Source organism: Athalassotoga saccharophila (assembly GCF_009936215.1).
GTDB classification, from domain to species: domain Bacteria; phylum Thermotogota; class Thermotogae; order Mesoaciditogales; family Mesoaciditogaceae; genus Athalassotoga; species Athalassotoga saccharophila.
In genome coordinates, this window is the sequence record NZ_AP019551.1 from 1,797,408 (window position 1) to 1,816,387 (window position 18,980).

At 40.9% G+C, this 18,980-nt stretch carries 16 protein-coding genes and 1 tRNA gene; 7 read left to right on the top strand and 10 right to left on the bottom strand.

Annotated elements, in window-relative coordinates:
• The first annotated feature begins 9 nt into the window (after positions 1-9).
• Positions 10-213: a 50S ribosomal protein L31 gene (gene rpmE, locus ATHSA_RS08965; protein ID WP_161848755.1), complete on the top strand. Its 204-nt coding sequence runs from the start codon at positions 10-12 to the stop codon at positions 211-213.
• Positions 214-238: 25 nt separating this feature from the next.
• Here rpmE and ATHSA_RS08970 read toward each other — a convergent pair whose 3' ends face one another.
• From ATHSA_RS08970 to ATHSA_RS09015, 10 genes are all read right to left on the bottom strand, one after another.
• Positions 239-1,147 carry an asparagine synthetase A gene (locus ATHSA_RS08970; protein ID WP_161848756.1) on the bottom strand — a complete coding sequence of 303 codons (909 nt, stop codon included), beginning with the start codon at positions 1,145-1,147 and terminating at the stop codon, positions 239-241.
• Between the two features lie 421 nt (positions 1,148-1,568).
• Entirely contained in the window at positions 1,569-2,513 is a 945-nt protein-coding gene (locus ATHSA_RS08975) for an aldehyde ferredoxin oxidoreductase N-terminal domain-containing protein (protein WP_161848757.1), read from the bottom strand.
• Entirely contained in the window at positions 2,510-4,045 is a 1,536-nt protein-coding gene (locus ATHSA_RS08980) for a tetratricopeptide repeat protein (protein WP_161848758.1), read from the bottom strand. Before ATHSA_RS08980 ends, ATHSA_RS08975 begins: the two co-directional genes overlap by 4 nt.
• A complete protein-coding gene (locus tag ATHSA_RS08985; protein WP_161848759.1) occupies positions 4,042-5,172 on the bottom strand; it encodes a DNA-binding transcriptional response regulator in 1,131 nt (376 codons plus the stop codon). The genes ATHSA_RS08980 and ATHSA_RS08985 overlap by 4 nt, the downstream gene beginning before the upstream one ends.
• A 10-nt stretch (positions 5,173-5,182) precedes the next feature.
• Positions 5,183-6,124, bottom strand: coding sequence for a carbamate kinase (gene arcC, locus ATHSA_RS08990; RefSeq protein WP_161848760.1), 942 nt, complete (start codon positions 6,122-6,124; stop codon positions 5,183-5,185).
• 10 nt (positions 6,125-6,134) lie between these two features.
• Positions 6,135-7,016, bottom strand: a complete 882-nt coding sequence (locus tag ATHSA_RS08995; RefSeq protein WP_161848761.1) for a bifunctional enoyl-CoA hydratase/phosphate acetyltransferase — start codon at positions 7,014-7,016, stop codon at positions 6,135-6,137.
• Complete coding sequence (gene lysA / locus ATHSA_RS09000; protein ID WP_161848762.1) at positions 7,003-8,190, bottom strand: diaminopimelate decarboxylase; 1,188 nt, start codon at positions 8,188-8,190, stop codon at positions 7,003-7,005. Before lysA ends, ATHSA_RS08995 begins: the two co-directional genes overlap by 14 nt.
• Positions 8,183-8,746, bottom strand: a complete 564-nt coding sequence (gene rdgB, locus ATHSA_RS09005; RefSeq protein ID WP_161848763.1) for an RdgB/HAM1 family non-canonical purine NTP pyrophosphatase — start codon at positions 8,744-8,746, stop codon at positions 8,183-8,185. The genes lysA and rdgB overlap by 8 nt, the downstream gene beginning before the upstream one ends.
• Complete coding sequence (locus tag ATHSA_RS09010) at positions 8,743-11,163, bottom strand: ATP-binding protein (protein WP_161848764.1); 2,421 nt, start codon at positions 11,161-11,163, stop codon at positions 8,743-8,745. Before ATHSA_RS09010 ends, rdgB begins: the two co-directional genes overlap by 4 nt.
• 68 nt (positions 11,164-11,231) lie before the next feature.
• Positions 11,232-11,305, bottom strand: a tRNA-Gln gene (locus ATHSA_RS09015).
• 192 nt (positions 11,306-11,497) lie between these two features.
• Between ATHSA_RS09015 and ATHSA_RS09020 the strand changes: the two genes are divergently transcribed.
• Genes ATHSA_RS09020 through miaB form a run of 6 tightly spaced genes read left to right on the top strand, consistent with a single transcriptional unit; the run spans position 11,498 to position 18,976 of the window.
• A complete protein-coding gene (locus ATHSA_RS09020; protein ID WP_161848765.1) occupies positions 11,498-12,430 on the top strand; it encodes an SDR family NAD(P)-dependent oxidoreductase in 933 nt (310 codons plus the stop codon).
• Positions 12,414-13,727 (top strand): replication-associated recombination protein A, encoded by a 1,314-nt coding sequence (locus ATHSA_RS09025; protein ID WP_197739164.1) that lies wholly within the window; start codon positions 12,414-12,416, stop codon positions 13,725-13,727. Before ATHSA_RS09020 ends, ATHSA_RS09025 begins: the two co-directional genes overlap by 17 nt.
• The gene (gene lgt, locus ATHSA_RS09030) at positions 13,724-14,605 is read left to right on the top strand and encodes a prolipoprotein diacylglyceryl transferase (RefSeq protein WP_161848766.1); all 882 of its coding nucleotides are present in this window, start codon (positions 13,724-13,726) and stop codon (positions 14,603-14,605) included. Before ATHSA_RS09025 ends, lgt begins: the two co-directional genes overlap by 4 nt.
• On the top strand, positions 14,602-17,232 hold the full coding sequence (gene polA, locus ATHSA_RS09035) for a DNA polymerase I (RefSeq protein ID WP_161848767.1): 2,631 nt from the start codon (positions 14,602-14,604) through the stop codon (positions 17,230-17,232). The genes lgt and polA overlap by 4 nt, the downstream gene beginning before the upstream one ends.
• Positions 17,232-17,699, top strand: a complete 468-nt coding sequence (locus ATHSA_RS09040) for a universal stress protein (RefSeq protein ID WP_232060157.1) — start codon at positions 17,232-17,234, stop codon at positions 17,697-17,699. The genes polA and ATHSA_RS09040 overlap by 1 nt, the downstream gene beginning before the upstream one ends.
• Positions 17,696-18,976: a tRNA (N6-isopentenyl adenosine(37)-C2)-methylthiotransferase MiaB gene (miaB, locus tag ATHSA_RS09045; protein ID WP_161848769.1), complete on the top strand. Its 1,281-nt coding sequence runs from the start codon at positions 17,696-17,698 to the stop codon at positions 18,974-18,976. Before ATHSA_RS09040 ends, miaB begins: the two co-directional genes overlap by 4 nt.
• Positions 18,977-18,980: the final 4 nt, after the last annotated feature.

Below are 18,980 nucleotides of genomic sequence, written 5' to 3' on the forward strand. Positions count from 1 at the left end.
GTTTTTGAAGTGAAAAAAGGTATACATCCACAGTTACACGAGGTAACGGCCACATGCGCCTGCGGGGCAGAGTATAAAGTATTATCCACAAAGGAGAAGATAACGCTCGAAGTTTGTTCTGCGTGCCATCCTTTCTTTACCGGAAAGAGAACAAACATAGTGGACATCGAAGGACAGGTTGAAAGGTTCAACAAAAAGTACGCAAAAAAATGAAAACAGCCCAAAGGGCTGTTTTCTATCATATAGACATCTTTCCCGGAACCTTTGCAAACAATCTCGCCTCGGCAACGCTCTTAAGGTTACACACAAATCTTGTAAGTCTTTCCACACCTATTCCACAACCGGCCGAAGGCGGGATTCCTTTTTTTACCTCTTCGAGATACCATTCAAAATCTTCGGGTTTATTCCCCTTAAGTCCCATTCTGTAAAGGATTCTTTCGTAATCGTACTCCCTTTCTCCTCCTGAAATTGCTTCTCCAAATCCGTAAGGATATATAAGGTCCATATCGACAAGGGTCTTACCATCTCCATCAAGCCTGTCGTAAAATTCTCTTTCCTTTATCGGTATATCTATAAGCCAGAATGGTTCAGTTGCACTCTTTGAGAGGATACTCTCAAAATCTGGGCCATACTTCTCGTACGCTTCGAGATACTTAACTCGTTTAAATGGTATTGAGGGAATTGAAAAGTGGGGATTCATCTTTCTAACGATCTCTCCGAATTTATCATCTATATCTTTGAATACATCTACGAACATTCTCTCTATAAGATCGAGAATGTCATCTCTTTTTGCATTTCTTATTTCGAGATCGAGTTGGGTAAACTCTATCAGGTGTCTGCCTGTCGATGATTTATCATCCGTTTCAAGCCTTACGTTTGGAGAGAATATGAAGATCTTAGGAAAGGTCCTCACCGCTAACTGCTTATGAAAGATCATGGATTTGGTAAGGGAATACTTTCCACCGTAATAATCTATTGAAGCATCAAGAACGCTGTGATTTAGAGGATCGGTTATCGGTGAAATTATGACCGGCAAAATCTCTATGAATCCCTCCCTTCTTAAGAATTGTCCCATCTCGGAGATCAACTCGCTCGAGATCTGAAGAACCTCAGTCTTTGTTCCAATCTGCTTTTCAACCTTTATCATAAAAACACCTCCTAAAAAATTTTAAAGGGCCGATGATTTTTCTCATCGGCCCTTTGGGTATATTCTCAACAACAAACTAACCCAACCGACCGATGCCGATTGAGTTATTATTATTGTTGTTATTGATTTTCGAAATTAAATTCAAGAATTTACTCATTTTTCCCGCCTTTATTTCCATAATTTTACCATTATATCAACTCGAAACATATTTCCAAGAAACTTTAATATATTATGCCACTATTTTTTTAAATTGTCAATAGGTCATGATCCAAATTCAGCGCGTAGCGCGTAGCACGTGGCATGTAGTAAAAAATTGAGAATTGAAAATTCTAAAAATAAGGGACCCTTATAAAGGGTCCTTTTTATAAATTAAGGGGGATAGGGGGTATTCACTTATTAGACGGATAGAACAAATCTTTGTTCAAAGTTCAAAATCGAAATTGAATTTTCTTATTATCCTTTGATAATCCTCGATCTTTAAGATACCATAAGAAAAAGCACAAAATCCGAAGGTATCCATCATATATTTGACCGGATCTTCGCGTGCGCGCAAAGTCCGGAACTTTTGATTTTTTAAAAGATCTAAAAGATTTTTTTGGTCTTTTGGAAGATCTTCGACTATTTCTCCCGCACCCAAAGAATCGACACCAAGATCGTTGCACAACTTGACAAACTTCTTTACCCTTTCTTCGTCTTTGACATATTTCATGAAGGTGGCACCGGCCTTTTCCCAGTGATCGCTTAAACGTTTTTCGCATTTAACAGGACATTCCAAGCATGGATCATTTATCACTTCATCTGTAAAGATCTTTATCGCTTTTAAATTTTTACTTCCCATCACCGCACCGAAACCGTTGCGACCGGCTGGAGATTCGTCAAAGAGTATAACGGATAAAGGAAGAAGCATCTCTCCTGCCGGACCTATGCATGCGACAATCGATCTTTCGTCCGAAAGAAACTTTTTGCATTCCGACGAATTTGTCCCTTTTAAGTAAGATGCGTCGAGTATTTCGATCTTCGAATGATCTATGTAAATGTAAGAAAGATCCTTTGCCTTTCCCTCAATTACCATGCCATCGTATCCGATCGATTTCATGGCTATTCCAAACCTTCCACCCGTCGAACTGACACTTTTTGTACCGTCAATTCCATTCGTGGCCACGGCAAATCTTCCTCCATGAGGAATGCCATTCTCTCCGGTGAATGGCCCAGTTGCGATTGTAAGGGTATTTGACTCCGAAAAAGGATCGGACGGATGGATCAATTCAAGGGCGAGTTTTTTCCCGCCTATCAAATTCGGATCCATTTCAAAGGTCGATATTTCCTTTTTTGAAAGGTTTATCTTTAATAATCTTATATTTTTCATTTATTCACAACCATTTCGATGAGATCTTTGAGATCGGGATCGACTTCTTCGGAGATCATAAGATACGTTATGTACTCGGCGATTCCTTTTACATCCGTTTTCTTTGTCACGGGATGGCGTTCATCCATAACCTTTGCAATGGCACTTCCTATCTTCCACGATATATCGCTTATTTGCGGTATAATTTGATCTATCGACTCATCGGTGGTGTATCCAAGGGCGTGAATGTAGAAATAAACCCTGTAAAGAAATGTAAGCAACGCCGTGACATCAAAGGATCCCGAAAAAGCAAGAGATGCACGTGTTATGAAGGACTCGGCCGAGTAAAAGTGCAGGTTATGTTTCTCAATCGCAATTTCAACGATTTTCAACATAGAAAGGTCAAAGATCGTCTCTTTCCCTATATATCCTGCTTTTATTTCTTCGATTCTTTTTTTGATCATTGAATTGCCGGTATTCATATATTTTGCAACCTCTAAAAGTTCGATTGTCAGATCCCATTCATCCTGAAACTCTATAAGCGTTTTTCTCGATGAAGAGAGTTCTTCGGGAAGTTTCTCACACAACTCGAGGGCCCTTTCTATCATTCCATTTAACGCGTAAAGATCTATTGCGGCAACCAAAAAGCCCTCTTCTTCAATTCCAAGGCTAAGACCTTCTTCAACATCCTTGAGGGCCTCTTCGTAAAGGCCGGCGATCTTTTCGAGAATCACGAGTTCTGTAAAAAATTCTGGCAATTTGTTCTCTTTAACGAGAGACCTTAAAATTTCTATTGCTTCGAAGATCTTTCCCTGTCGGTAAAGGGCATAGGAAAGATTGTATCTTGAGTTAAGATTTCCCTCGTTGCTCTCGATCGAGGATCTGAACTCTTTTTCGGCAAGAGAAAATTTTTGGAGTGCATTTGCGGCAACTCCTATTCTCCAATGAACGGGAAGCGTGCCGTCAATGGAGAGAGACTGACGGTACAGCGCTATGGCCGAGTTGTAATCTCCGCTGGCAAGGTACGCATCACCCATCACGACGTAAAAAAGGGAGAAGGATGGATCTATCTCGAGCGCCCTTTTACACACCTCTATTGCCTCTTCATATTCTTTCTCTTCCATAAGTGTTCTCGCAAGTTCTAACCTTGTCGGCAGATACTCAGAATTCATAGCAAGCGCTTCTTTAAGGAGAATCTCCGATCTTTCGAGATTGCCATCTATTCTTTCTATTATTCCAAGATGAAGTGGATATCTATAATCTTTTTTGTAACTGGCAGCCTCCCCGACGAGTTCCCTTGCCATATTCATATTTCCCTCATTTATGAAAAATCTTGCCCTATCGTAGAGAAAATAAACTAAATACGGCAGGTAATACTCTACCTTTTTCCCCGTCTCTATCTGGGCTCTCAATCCTCTCAAGATCATATCCGGATCGAGTCTGTTGCTTTTGACAGCCTTTTCAAAATCATCGCCGATCAAAGGAAGAGAAACAGGAAGGTTCTCTTCCTTTGCCTTTTGTGGGTCTAAAGAAAGATAAAATATAACCTTCATTTCAAATTGTAAATTTTGATCTTTTTGTTTAAAGTCTTTACGTTTATCCCGAGCGCCTCGGAGATCTTTTTTTTGTCTTTTTTGTAGATTTCCATTGCCCTTTTTATTATTGCCATCTCGCCTTCTCTTATAATCCCTTCCATGTAATCCTTCATTTTTGGAATTTCCGAAATTTCTTTTATATCCCTTCTGAAGGTAACCTCTCCACCGATGAATGCCTTGCAAAAATTAAAAAAACTTCTCCAATTTTCAGGCCACTTTTCTTTTTTCAAAGTTTCGTTTATATTTTCCGAAAAATTCAAAGAGGAATTCTTTGTGTTTTGGGCCATCATGGAAACCACGTACCTGAAAATCATCGGGATATCTTCGGATATTTCCTCAAGAGATGGAATTACGACGGTGTTAAGGCCGGCTATTTGAATCAAAGGCTTGGGTATGTTCTGCTGTTCAACAAAATGAAACAAAATTCTCGAGTTGCACCTTTGATCCTGATCCGTTCCATAAGAAGAAAAACGACCTGTAGAAACTGCCATCGCCATTTTAAAAAGCAGCGAAGAGGAGACGTCATCGCAATTCGTAAGCACCACAAGGGTATGTTTTAAAAGTTTGGGAAGATGGTTTGCTGTACCAAAAAGGTTTAGCATAACCTCTTCTTCTTGAATGGATTTAAAATCCAGCGTATCATGATCTCCTACGATTTTTGAAAGTATCCATTCTTCAAGTAATCCATCCTTTGCGATAACTATTGAAGCCCTCGATTTCGCTATTTTGGAAAGTTTATCGTAAGCGACAGACATCTTCGAACTGAGATTTATAGGCTCGAAAAGCAAATCTTGATTTTTCTTAAGTACTTCTATCTCATTCTCCCTTTGAGCCATCTTCACAAAGATCTCTACAAAAAGCCCTACATCTGCCTTGGAAACTCTAATAGCGCCTTCTATAGAATTCTCACCTGCGTAAAGTATCTTATCTTTGTCGACAAACTTTGAGGCGATTTCGAAATCGTCTTTATTCTCAACGACAATGAGATCCCAAAATTGAGAATAGATTTCTTCTTCTATTTTTGTGTAATTTTTATGATCGAAATTCACCTGTTTGTCAAGATCTAATGGAACGAGTATATTCACATTTCCTCCATTAATCGGGAATGACAAATGTTCCCGCTTTACCTTTCATCGCCTCGGAGGATTTTTCAAGGGACGTTATTATGCACTGACGGCCGGTTGCCTCAACAAAGGAGATGGCCGCTTCTATCTTTGGTCCCATAGAGCCTGAAGGGAATTGATTCTGCGCAAGGTACTTTTTTGCGTCCGATACCTTTAACTCTTTAAGAACCTTTTGATCTGCCTTGCCGTAATTCAAATAAACCTCATCAACACCAGTCAAAATCATGAAGATATCGACATCGAGAATTCTCGCAAGCAGCGAAGATGCCCTATCTTTATCTATAACCGCTTCAACTCCATGGATCGATCCATCTTTTTCTTTTAAAACAGGTACCCCTCCGCCTCCGACGGCGACCGTTAAAACGCCATTTTCCATCAAATCTTTTATAAGATCTTTTTCTATTATATCAAGAGGTTCTGGAGACGGAACGACGCGCCTGTAACCCCTTCCGGCATCCTCTTTCATCTTCCATCCCTTTTCTTTAGCAAGCCTCTCGGCCTCTTTAGCATCGTAAAAAGGTCCAACTGGCTTTGTTGGATTTTGAAACGCCCTGTCCTCTGGATCGACCACAACCTGTGTAACTATTGCCGCACACTGCTTGTGTTTTTTGCTGGCAATTAACTGATTTTCCATAGACTCGACTATAAGGTAGCCAAGCATTCCTTGAGTGTATGCGTCATTAAGATCCAAAGGAAGTGGTGGAATAAGTTCCTTCGCCTTATCCTGCTGGACCATCAGATTTCCAACCTGAGGCCCATTTCCGTGTGTTATCACGATGTTGAGATCGTCTAACATATCCACGAGATATTTGGCCGTCATGTTGAGATTTTTTCTCATAACCTCGGCCGTTGGCGGCTCTTTCGGCCCCTGAATTGCGTTTCCGCCTACCGCTATAACAGCACTTTTTTTCATACTTATCCTCCTATTCGAGTGCTCCTAAAGATATAGATGCAAGTTTTGCCCTTGCCTCATCAGCCCTTGATACAACGATTATTGGAACTTTTGCACCGAGAATTATACCACCTATAGTGTAATGGGCACAGTAATCCATGCTTTTTCCGATGAAATTGCCAGAGTTTATTTCTGGAACGATTAATATGTCTGCATGACCGGCAACGTCACCGCCCACCCCTTTTACTCTTGCGGCTCTTTCGTCTATGGCATTGTCAAAACCAAGAGGACCATCTATTACGCATCCTTCTATCTGCTTTCTTTTTCCCATTGCCGCAAGTTCGGCCGCCTCAACGGTTTCAGGTATTTCCGGATTCACAACCTCAACGGCCGCTATGCATGCAACCTTTGGAAGTGATACTCCGAGTTTTTTGAAAAAAGAGACGGCATTCTTTATGATCTGAACCTTTTGATCCAAAGTTGGTCTTATTATCATTCCGCCATCCGTTATCCCTATAAACCTCCCGTAATCCTTTGCCTCGACGACTGTAAGATGGCTCAAAAGGGATCCAGTTCTTAAGCCCCATTCGGGATTCAAGACGGCCTTAAGAAGATCGCTCGTTTTAACGAGCCCCTTCATGAGTATATCTCCCTTTCCCGAGGAAACGATTTTGACTCCCGTTTCGGAGGATTTGTGTGGATCTGAATCGATTATTTCGAATTTATCCCTTATTCCAAGGGATTCAAGATTTGCTTTCGTAACCTTCCCATCCCCAACAAGAATTCCATCGACAAATCCTCGGTCGACCGCCTCGTTGAGTGCGATTATCGATTCTTTGTCTTCAGAACCTACAAGCACAACGCGCTTCTTTCTCTCTTTCACCGCCTCAAAAACTTCCTCAAAAGTTTTCATTTTTGTCCTCCAAGCATAAATTCAAAATATCCTCAAATCTCTCTCTCTTTCTTATAAGGATAAGTTTCTCTCCATCAAAGGCCACCTCGGCCGGCCTTAGAGAAAGGTTGTAATTTGATGCCATCGAGTATCCGTAAGATCCGACATCATGTATGACCGCAAGATCTCCGGGGCGTGGGGTCCTTATTTTTCTCGATCTTGCAAAGATATCTCCGCTTTCGCAGATCCTTCCTCCTATGTCTGATATCATCTCTTCGCCATCATTTAAGATTTCTATCTCATGGTAAGCATCGTAAAGAGAGGGTCTTATCAGATCTGCCATAGAGGCATCGAGTATCACAAAATTTTTGTAAGGATTCCTCTTTACCTCTGTAACTTTCGAGATCAAGTAACCCGCAGATGCAGTTATGAACCTTCCAAGTTCGAAATAGATGGGCACGTTAAAATTCGACAGCAATGGAACGATCTTTTTTTTGTATCCTGCGAGATCCATCTCCGTTCCATCTTTTTTGTAATCTATGCCCCACCCTCCGCCGACATTCAAAAATTCGAGTTTTATTCCCTGTGATTTTACAAATCTCTCTATCGATGAAAAGGCTTCAATGAATGGATCTATCTTTGTTATCTGCGATCCTATATGGCAGTGAAGACCTGCCAGCCTTAAATTGGAAGGCAAAGTTTTTATAACTTCCTTTGCCGTCTCAAAGTCCATTCCAAATTTGTTCTCTTTCAATCCCGTCGATATATGAGGATGGGTCTTTGGATCTACGTCCGGATTTATCCTTAAGGCGATTCTCGCGTTTTTATTTCCAAATTTGGCGATTTCTTCTTTTGAATCGACATTTATACACAAAGGGTTTTGCGCAATGTAAAACTCGAGATCTTCCATACTTTTTCCATTTCCATTTACTATTATCTCTTCGGGTCTAAATCTTGCAAAACGAGCCATTTTGTACTCATTGATCGAAACCACATCGGCACCGATACCGTAAGAATGAATGAACCTCAAAAGGTAAGGATTCGAATTTGCCTTCATCGCAAAGAAGATCTTAAAATCAAGAGAATTTAAGGTGTCCTGTGCTAACTTTATTCTTCTTTGCATTTCACCGAGATCGTAAAGATAAAGCGGCGTACCGTATTCACGGGCGGCCCGAAAAAAAATATCTCTATTCATATTTTATCCCTCTAAGAAATTCATATAATTTCCTGAAAGCCTTTGATCTATGGCTTATCATATCTTTTTGAGAAGATGGCATTTCACCGAATGTTTTGTCAAATCCTTCGGGAATGAAGATGGGATCATACCCGAACCCTCCGTTACCACGGATGGAAAAGGCTATACTTCCCTCAACAACACCTTTAAAAATATGCGGGGTGCCATCGTAATAGACGGCAACACATACAAACCTTGATCCTCTCTTCTCGATCGGTATGTCTTTCATCATCTCAAGAATTTTAGAATTTTTAGTGAAGTAATCTGCCCCTTCCATGAATCTCGCCGAATGTACACCCGGAAAATTGTCAAGCGCGTATATCTCAAGTCCAGAATCGTCTGCCACGGCCGGACCATAAAGTTCATAGGCAGTCTTAGCCTTCTTTACGGCATTTTCCTCGAAGGTTTTTCCATCTTCCTCTACCTTTAAATCCTTCGGTATCCATTCGATATCATTGATAATCGATGATATCTCTTTTATCTTATTCGGATTGGAAGTCGAGAGTATTAACTTCACTCTTCATCTTCTCCATCGTCAATAGATCCGCGATCCATCATCTTTCTCGATTTTTGCCTGCTTGTCTTTTTTCTCTTTGGAGATTTTTTCTCTTCCATCTTTGAAATTCTCTCTATCTCTCTGACGACAAGGTAATTAACGCTGTCTTTTTCGTAATTCATTCTTCTGTCCAGTTTTCCGGCCTTTTTGCCCATTGCCACCTCTATGGCCTCGTCGACATTCGTGACAGTCCATATATGGAACTTTCCTTCTTTAATCGCTTCGATGACCTCGGAATCGAGTACAAGATCGTTGACATTTTGGGCAGGAATTATGACTCCTTGATCTCCCGTAAGACCCTTTTCCTTGCATACCTTGAAAAATCCTTCTATTTTGTAAGGAACACCCCCAACGGGTTGAACCTCACCATTTTGGTTTATAGATCCGGTTACGGCCAAAGATTGTTTTATTGGCACCTTTGAAATGGCCGAAATGATCGCAAGAGTTTCGGCAACGGACGCACTGTCTCCTTCTATTGTAGAATAGGTCTGCTCAAAACTCACCGTCGCGGCAAAGGATAGTGGATGCTTGGTTGTGTATTTGGCATTTAAATAATTCGAAATTATGAGTACTGCCTTTGTGAAGATCTTTCCTGACATGTTAGATTCTCTCTGTATGTCTATGACTCCCGTATCGCTTAGATGGGTCTTCGCGGTTATCCTTACCGGCATTCCAAATGGATAATCTCCTCCCTCTATCACGGTAAGGCCATTTATCTGACCGACCTTTTCTCCCGAGGTATCTATCATTATCTCGTTGTTTTTGAAATACTCCAACATCTTATCGGCCTCGAGAGAGAGCCTTCTTCTCATGGATTCAAGTGTACGAATAACGCTTTCCGCGTCTATCATTTGCTTGTTCATATTTCTCGCCGTCTGGTCACTTTCGACGAGTAAAGAGATTATCTTGTTCGCCTGAGTCGAAACCTTCGTCTTCTTTTCGATAAGCCTCATTCCGTACTTTATTATCTCTCTTATTCCGCTCTCATCGACATGGAGCAAATGTCTTTTATCGATGACAGACTTCAAAAGTTGGAGATAATAATCGATGCCGTTTTTTGAAAGATCAAGTTCCCAGTCGAATGGCGCTTTTATCTTAAAAAACTTTCTGAAATCTGCATCATACATGTAAAGCAGATCGTATATCCACGGTTCACCAACCATTATTATCTTTACGTTGGCCGGTATAGGTTGTGGGTTCAAAGTTACCGTTATTCCGTAGCCAAGATATTCCTGAATATTTTCTATCTTAAGCATACCGCTGTTTATGAGTCTCTTCGTTGCGTCCCACGATAATTCGGACCTGAAAAGGTCTTCGGCGTTGAGTATCATGAACCCTCCGTTGGCTCTGTGAAAGGCCCCCGGTCTTATGAATTTGAAATCGGTCTGGAGCGTTCCCATCGTCGCGTAATATTCAATCTTCCCAAACAGGTTCGCGTAGGTTGGATTCAACTCCTCTACAACCGGCGCTCCCTTGGTCTGGGAATTGTCTATGACTATATTCACATCGTATCTCGATAAGAACTTTTCCTTGTCCTGATCACTTCTTAAAAGATCGAGGTTGTCGAGAATATCATTTTTTACGGATTTTAGAAATTCAATTGCATTTTCATTGTCGGAAAATTGATCGCCCATTTCCTCAAAAATCGGATCGATCGCAAATTTTGCTATCTCTTCGTCGAGTTTGTCTATTTTGTCCTTGAATTCATTGTCCAAGAGTCTTGATTTGTGAAGGGTGCCATCTATGAGTTTTTTCAATTTTATAACATTCTCTTCGTAAAACTTTTTCTGATCCGCGGTCAAATTTTCAAACTCTTCTTGGCTTAAAGGTTTACCGTTGGCAATCGGTATGGTCATAATACCGGTTGGACCAACCTGAACTGAAAATCCGAGTTCCAAAGATTTTTTGTTCAAATTGTCCCAGAGTTCTTTTCTTTTGGAAGCATATCTGCTTTCTATCTCGCTTTTTTTCTTTGAATAATCGTTGCTGTCAAATGCCCTCTTTAACGCTTCCAGGATCTCTTTTTTCATTTTCGACATCGCGTTTTTGAATATCTGGGCCTCGCCCGGATTGAAGGAAAGCGCTATCGGCGCGAAAGGATTGGAAAAGTTGTAGACATAAACCCAGTCCTTTGGAACTGGCATTTGAGACACGATCTGGTTCAAAAATTCGCGGATAAATGTGTGGCGTCCGCTACCCGTCGGTCCTGAAACAAAGATGTTGTAATTTTTGTTGTCCAAATTTATGGCATTCTTCAAAGACTCGTAGGCTCTTATTTGATGATCGAATTTTGCTTCTATCTTAACTTCTTCGGTGGACTTTGGCAATTTGAAATTTGAAAAATTTATTTCTACCTCGTCGGCTTTAAGTTCTTTCACGTCATCGCCTCCTTGAAAAAAGTTTATCATAAAACCATTCGAAAAAAAATAGCCGGTTACCCGGCCTTTGGTTGGGAGAGGAGGATTCGAACCTCCACCGGCGGATCCAGAGTCCGCAGTCCTACCGTTAGACGATCTCCCAGTGCAAACACGAAAATATTCTATCACAGATTTAAAAACATTTCAAGAGGAATAAGATAGCACGTATCATGTGGCAGGTAGCACGTAGAAAGATTAAAAAATTGAAAATCGAAGATCATCGCCCCTTGCCGATCAACGTTTCATGAGAAAATCGTGATATAATTTTTTTGAGAAAATCGCGGAGGTAAAAACCATGTCTGAAAAAATTTTGGTCACAGGCGGAGCAGGTTTTATAGGATCGAATATCGTCGATGAATTATTGAATATGGGCTATTCCGTGACGGTTATCGATGATCTTTCAAGTGGGACAATGGAAAACATTTCCAAAAGTGTGAAATTTTATCAATGCGACGTTCGGGACCGTCAATCTTTAGAGAAGGTTTTCGAGAATGAGCGCCTGGAATACGTGATCCACACGGCTGCACAGATATCAGTTTCAAAATCCGTAAGAGAGCCACTCTACGACGCGCAGGTTAACATCATAGGAATTATAAACTTGCTTGATCTATCCGTGAAATATGAAATAAGAAAGTTTGTCTTCTCTTCCTCGGGAGGGGTAATGTACGGAGAAAATCCAAAAATCTATCCAACGCCTGAAAGTGTGTGCCCTGACCCAATCTCTCCTTACGGGATAGCAAAACTCGCGTCCGAGAAATATTTGAAATTTTATTCAAAAGAATTTGGATTGAGATTCACATCTCTAAGATACGGCAACGTTTACGGACCCAGGCAAAATCCCGACGGGGAGGCTGGCGTTATAGCGATATTTGCAAAGAAAATGCTTAAAAACGAGCCGGTAAAGATAAATGGCGATGGAGAATACATAAGAGATTACGTATACGTAAAAGATGTCGTGAATGCCAATTTAAAATCTTTGAATGCCGGTGATGGAGAGGTTTTAAATATAGGAACGGGAACGGGAAAAAGCGTTAACGACGTCTTTAGAGTTCTCAAGGAAAGAATAGGTTACAAACTCGATCCCATCTACGGTCCACCGAGGCCGGGAGATCTGAGAAAAAGTATTTTAGACAATTCAAGGGCAAAAGAGATTCTCAAGTGGGAGCCGATGTACGACTTTGAAAGGGGAATATCAGAGACCGTTTCTTACTTTGAAGGAAGGAAATAATTTGCAGGGAAGTTTATGGGAAGATGAGCCGCTTGCTATAAAAGTAAGGCCTAAAACGCTTGAAGAGTTCATAGGACAGAAAGATATTCTCTCCGACGGTATGCCGTTGAGGGAGGCGATTCTCAACGACAAACTCTACAGCGCCATTCTGTACGGACCCCCCGGAAGCGGCAAAACTTCTCTTGCCGAGATAATAAAACACTACACGAAAAAACCATTCAAACATATAAGCGCCGCAAATCAAGGGGTCGGAGATTTGAAACCTATCATAGAAGAAGCGAGTGAGTTATTCAGTAGAACCGGCAATCCAACTATACTCTTTGTCGATGAAATTCACAGGTTCAACAAATCACAGCAGGATACACTTTTGCAGTCCGTCGAATCTGGATCGATTATACTCATAGGCGCTACAACGGAAAATCCGAGTTTTGAAATAAATCCGGCTCTTCTTTCGAGATGTCGTGTCTTTGTTTTCAAACCTTTTTCAAAAGAAGATATAATCGAAATAATAAAAAGGGCCATAAAGGGTGAAGAAATTCGATTTGATTCTGAATCGATGGAGATGATAGCACAGTTAAGTGGAGGAGATGCAAGAACGGCCCTTAACATGGTCCAAGAAGCGCTTGTGTGGGCAAAAAACAGGAAGATAGACTCTATCTCTTCATCTCAGATAGAATCCGTACTTCAAAGAACTATTCCAAGATACAGAAAGCGCGCAGACGAACATTACGACTTTATCTCGGCGCTCCACAAAAGTATGCGTGGAAGCGACCCGGACGCGGCCGTATATTACCTCGCAAGAATGTTAGAGGCAGGCGAAGATCCGCTATACATAGCGAGAAGGGTTGTAAGGTTTGCGTCCGAGGACATAGGCCTTGCGGATCCTAAAGCATTGAGCATAGCGATAGATGCGTATCAGGCCTCCCACTTTATAGGAATGCCAGAATGTACAACTGCTCTTGCCGAGGCAGTTATATATTGTGCAGTGGCACCGAAAAGTAACGCGGTCTACGTTGCCTACACAAAGGCCGCCAACGAGGCGCGGAACAATCCTTTTGAAGAGGTACCGTTAAAGATAAGAAATGCTCCAACTGCTTTTATGAAAGAAATGGGATACTCGAAAGATTACGTCTATCCACACGATGTTGAAGGCGCTTTTCTCGTCGAAAATTACATGCCAGAAAGGCTAAAGGGACATGTTTTCTACAATCCAACAAACAGAGGCCTCGAATCAAAGATAAAAGAGAAACTTCAAAATCTGTGGAAGGGATTTAAAAGATGGGAGGAAAAAAATTGAAGAAGGTACTCTTTTGGTCTATATTGATTGCCGTCATCGTCGCCCTTTATTTTTTTCTCAGAGACACGTTTTCCGGGCATCTTATTCTCGATCCTTACCTTATAAATACGTCCTTTCTTCACGTTAAATGGTATGGCGTCATAATAGGTTCTTCCGTCATCGTGGCATATTTAATCGCTCGAAGTCAGTTGCTGCACGAAGGCGTCAAAGAGGATGAATTCATAATCGCAATGGTTGTAACTATTCCCTTTGCGGTAATAGGTGGAAGGCTTTTTTATGTGGCCTTTACATGGAACGAATACTTCAAATATCACGTAAATCAGATACTCGAACCATGGACAGGCGGTATGGCAATCTTTGGAGCCTTAATCGGGATGTTCTTTGGGGGATGGCTTTACCTCAGATTAAACAGGAAGGCTTCTTTCACATACCTTCAGGCAATGGATGCCGTCGCAATGGTCTTGCCATTTGCCCAAGGAATGGGAAGGTGGGGAAATTTCTTCAATCACGAAGCCTATGGGGTCCCGACTAACCTACCATGGAAGATGTACGTTCCGCCCGATTACAGAATGCCGGGATATGGACAGTACGCATTCTTCACGCCCACATTTTTGTATGAGGCAATAGGAGATTTTTTGATATTTTACATACTCTATAAATTCACAAAGAAATACAGAACGAAGTACGGTCAGACCTTTGCGCTTTATCTCATACTTTATCCAACCCTGAGGATATTCGTCGAATCTTTAAGATTAGATAGTCTGTGGTTTTATTCTTTAAGAATAGATCAGGTTGTGCCGGTGATATTCATAATATCCGGAGGCCTGATCTTTGGATATCTAAAAAGGAAAGAGTCATTGGCCGGAGGCTCTCGATGAACCTTTACATCTTTGACGGGACTGCCCTTGTGTACAGAGCATATTACGCCCTTCCTCCGCTTTCCACCTCTGACGGAAAGCCAACCGGGGCCGTCCTCGGCGTTGCCAAAATGCTTTTGAAATTCATAAAAGAAAGGGTAAAAGAGGGAGATTCTATCATATTTGTCATGGACTCAAAAGAACAAAATTTCAGAAAGACGCTTTTTGAGTCTTACAAGGCCAATCGAGCGCCCGCCCCATACGACATGATTTCCCAGATCTCTTACATCGAAAGATTAGTTGAGGGCCTGGGTATGCCAATATTAAAAGGCACCGGATACGAGGCTGACGATGTCATAGCAACGCTTGTAAAAAAGTATTCTTCAAAATTTGACGGTGTCTACATCGTAACGGGAGACAAAGATCTTCTTCAACTCGTCGGAGGAAATGTTAAGGTTTTGAGGTTCGCGTCTCTTGGAATTTCAGACCTCGTTGAATACGATGAAAAAATGGTCATCGAAAGGTATGGACTTAAACCATCCCAGATCGGAGATTACCTTGCACTCGTCGGAGACGCATCTGATAACATTCCCGGCGTTAAGGGAATAGGAGAGAAGAGTGCTACAGAACTTTTGAAAAAATATGGAGACCTTCAGAACCTCTACGATCATCTCGAGGAAATACCCCAGAGATATTCAAAACTGCTTGTCGATGGAAAAGAGATGATGAAACTCTCTAAAGAACTCGTAAATCTTTCCTACGATGTGCCTTTAAATTTAGAAATATCGCCATACAAAGGTCCGGATAGATCAAAACTTTTATCGATCTTCAACGAGTTAGAACTCAATTCTTTAAAATCGGAGTTTGATCTCTATGAACACACGTCAAACGTGAATTATGTAACCATCGATTCCAAAGAAAAACTCCAAGAATTGATCTCAAATCTCATTAAAAAGTCTTTTGTAGCCTTTGACACGGAGACTACCTCTCTCGATCCATTTGAGGCAAAACTTGTTGGTTTTTCTCTGTGTGATGGAGATCAAAGTTATTACGTGCCAATAAAACATAAGAATGGCAAAAATGTCGATAATGGTCTCGAAATTTTGAAATCTTTTCTTGAGAATGAAAATGTCAAAATAATAGGTCAAAATCTCAAGTACGACCTTGAAATTATGATGAATAATTCCTCAAAATTCAAGCCTTATTTCGACACGATGATAGCGGCATATCTTTTAGATCCAAATGAAAGAAAATTTTCTCTTGAAGAACTCGGAATGAAATATCTGAATTACTCAGGGATATCTTACGAAGATATAACAAAGGGGAAGAATTTTGAAGAGGTTTCGATAGAAGATGCGACAAAATATTCGGCCGAAGATGCAGATATGACTTACAAACTTTACAACATTCTCAATCAAAAATTGATAGAAGAGGATTTAATGGATGTTTTTTACAAAATAGAGATGCCTCTTGTTGGAGTCCTTGCGAGAATGGAAATGAATGGTGTCTACATAGACAAAGATTTCCTCAAAAGTCTTTCTGAAAGTTATAATCACAAGTTAAGAGACATAGAATCTCAAATTTACGATCTCGCAGGCGGAATGCCATTCAACATAAATTCTCCAAAACAACTTTCTGAGGTTTTATTCTCAAGGCTCAAATTAAAGCCGAGAAAGAAAACATCGACGAGAGCCTTTTCGACTGATGCCGGGGTTTTAGAGGAGATGAGAGATGAACATCCGATAATTCCACTTCTATTAGAGTACAGAAAATATTTCAAACTCAAATCAACTTACATAGATGCCCTTCCGAAATTGGTCAATCCAAAAACGGGACGTCTCCACACTTCCTTTAACCAGACAGGCACATCGACGGGAAGACTTTCAAGTAGCGATCCAAATTTGCAGAATATACCCTCCAGAAATGAAGAAGGACTCGAGATAAGAAAGGCAATACGCGCCCAAAACAAGGAATGGAAGATAATCAGTTTTGACTATTCCCAGATAGAATTGCGCGTGTTGGCACACATGAGTGGCGACCCGGCACTCATAGAGGCATTCAAATCAAATTACGATATCCATGCAATAACTGCCGCAAAAATATACGGTGTAAATCAGGAAGATGTAACTTCAGAGATGAGAAGAATAGGCAAAATGGTGAATTTTGCCGTAACTTACGGAGTGAGCGCTTATGGCCTTTCAAAAAGGTTAGGAATTCCTGTGGAAGATTCGGACAAAATAATAAAGAATTACTTCGCAAGTTACCCGATGGTCAAAAAATATTTGGACGATATAGTAAACTTTGCAATTAAAAATGGATACGTTGAGACGATCTTTGGAAGAAAAAGAGATATTCCAGAATTGAAAAGTTCAAACAGGAATGTTTTCGAAGAGGGTAAAAGGATGGCGATAAATGCTCCGATTCAGGGAAGTGCCGCCGATATAATAAAACTTGCCATGATAGATATAGATCAAAAGATCTCATCGATGAGATCGATGATGATACTCCAAGTCCACGATGAACTTGTTTTTGAAGTTCCTCAAGAAGAAATCGAAGAGATAACGAAGATCGTCAAAGATTCAATGGAAAATATAGTCAAGATGAAGGTTCCACTTAAGGTGGAAATAGAGTTGGGGGAAAGTTGGTGATGGGAATGTACAAAAGGGTGTTAATAACCGTTGATGGTTCGGAAATGTCGAAAACGGTTTTTGAAAGAGGCATAGAGATAGCAAAAAGGGAAGGATCTCAGGCATGCGTGATAGCCGTCGTCGATACAACAACGATGTACAACCTTGCCACGGCGGGTGAGATGAGCCCTTCATTTTTAAATATTCAATCGCAAATAATAAGAGAACAGGAACTCGCGCTTAAAAAATTCATCTCCGAACTCAAACAATACTGTGATTATGGCTTTGACGAAGAGATAAAGACCGGTGTTCCCGGCAAAGAAGTGATCTCTTACGCCGATCAATGGGGGGCCGATCTCATTGTCGTTGGAAGTTACGGAAAAGGTGGATGGATCTCCGAGTTCTTGTTCGGTACAACGGCTGAAAAAATCATAAGGACGGCAAAAAGTGATGTACTTGTCGTAAAATGTAAAGGTGAAAAGAAATGAAGGTATTTTTCAAAACTTATGGCTGTCAGATGAACATTCACGACAGCGAAATAATGAAAGGCCTGCTAAAGGAAGCGGGACATGAGATCGTCGATGAAATAAAAGATTCAGATCTGGTCGTCATAAATACCTGTGCAGTCAGGGGAAAATCTGAAAACAAAGTTTACAGTCTGATAGGAAGATTGAAAAAGGCCGGCCATAAAGTCGGAGTGACAGGATGTGTCGCGCAAGGCATGCCGGAAAAACTCTCCAACTATGGTGTCGAATTCATACTCGGAACGAGATCGATAAGTTCGATCGTCAATGCAGTCGAAGGTTTGAAAAAGATAGATCTCGAAGATCATATATTAGATATAAACTCACAAACACCGGCACTCAGAGATCAAAAAAAGCACGCGTGGATCAACATAATAGCGGGATGCGATAAGTTCTGCACCTACTGTATCGTTCCTTACACACGCGGAAGAGAACTTTCAAGACCAATTTCAGACATTCTAAATGAAGTTAACCTACTCGCAAAAGACGGATACAAACAGATAACCTTCCTTGGACAGAATGTTGATTCTTACGGGAAGGATTTAAAAGATGGTACATCTCTTGCAAAACTTCTTGAACTTTCTCAAGCCATAGATGGAATAGAAAGATTATGGTTTTTGACCTCTTACCCTTCGGACATAAGTTTTGATCTGATAAGGGTCGTTGGCAATTATCCAAAGATATCGAAGAATTTTCACATACCGGCCCAATCCGGCAGTGACAGAATACTTAAAAAGATGAACAGAAGGTACACAAAGAAGGAGTATTTAGAAATCGTCGAGAAAATAAAGAAAGAGGTAGAAAATTCCTCGATAGGCGGAGACATAATAGTTGGATTTCCCGGTGAAAGCGACGAGGATTTTGAAGAAACCCTTGATCTTGTAAAAAAGGTCAGATACATCCGTCTCAACGTTGCTCCATACTCGCCAAGACCGGGGACGGTGGCCGCAAAATATTACAAAGACGATGTACCTTTTAACGTTAAAAAAGCGAGAATGTCAAGGTTGAATGAGATCCAGCATTCCATAGAAAAAGAATTGAATGAAGTTCTCATAAACAAAGAGGTAGAAATAATGATAGAGAAGACGACGGGAAAGATTTCTTACGGAAGAACGATAGATAACAGGATGGTCGCAGTTGAAGGGTTCATTCCCGAGGGAGAAATGGTAAAGGTAAGGATAGAGGACTTTAAATCCGGTACTTTATACGCATCGAACGGGAGGGTGTCGATCTTTGCCTGATCTC

Bases quoted from the DNA above. Each gene is read 5' to 3' on its own strand.
- ATHSA_RS08970 (WP_161848756.1), bottom strand. From the start codon at position 1,147: ATGATAAAGGTTGAAAAGCAGATTGGAACAAAGACTGAGGTTCTTCAG.
- ATHSA_RS08975 (WP_161848757.1), bottom strand. From the start codon at position 2,513: ATGAAAAATATAAGATTATTAAAGATAAACCTTTCAAAAAAGGAAATA.
- ATHSA_RS08980 (WP_161848758.1), bottom strand. From the start codon at position 4,045: ATGAAGGTTATATTTTATCTTTCTTTAGACCCACAAAAGGCAAAGGAA.
- arcC (WP_161848760.1), bottom strand. From the start codon at position 6,124: ATGAAAAAAAGTGCTGTTATAGCGGTAGGCGGAAACGCAATTCAGGGG.
- ATHSA_RS08995 (WP_161848761.1), bottom strand. From the start codon at position 7,016: ATGAAAACTTTTGAGGAAGTTTTTGAGGCGGTGAAAGAGAGAAAGAAG.
- lysA (WP_161848762.1), bottom strand. From the start codon at position 8,190: ATGAATAGAGATATTTTTTTTCGGGCCGCCCGTGAATACGGTACGCCG.
- ATHSA_RS09020 (WP_161848765.1), top strand. From the start codon at position 11,498: ATGTCTGAAAAAATTTTGGTCACAGGCGGAGCAGGTTTTATAGGATCG.
- polA (WP_161848767.1), top strand. From the start codon at position 14,602: ATGAACCTTTACATCTTTGACGGGACTGCCCTTGTGTACAGAGCATAT.
- ATHSA_RS09040 (WP_232060157.1), top strand. From the start codon at position 17,232: ATGGGAATGTACAAAAGGGTGTTAATAACCGTTGATGGTTCGGAAATG.
- miaB (WP_161848769.1), top strand. From the start codon at position 17,696: ATGAAGGTATTTTTCAAAACTTATGGCTGTCAGATGAACATTCACGAC.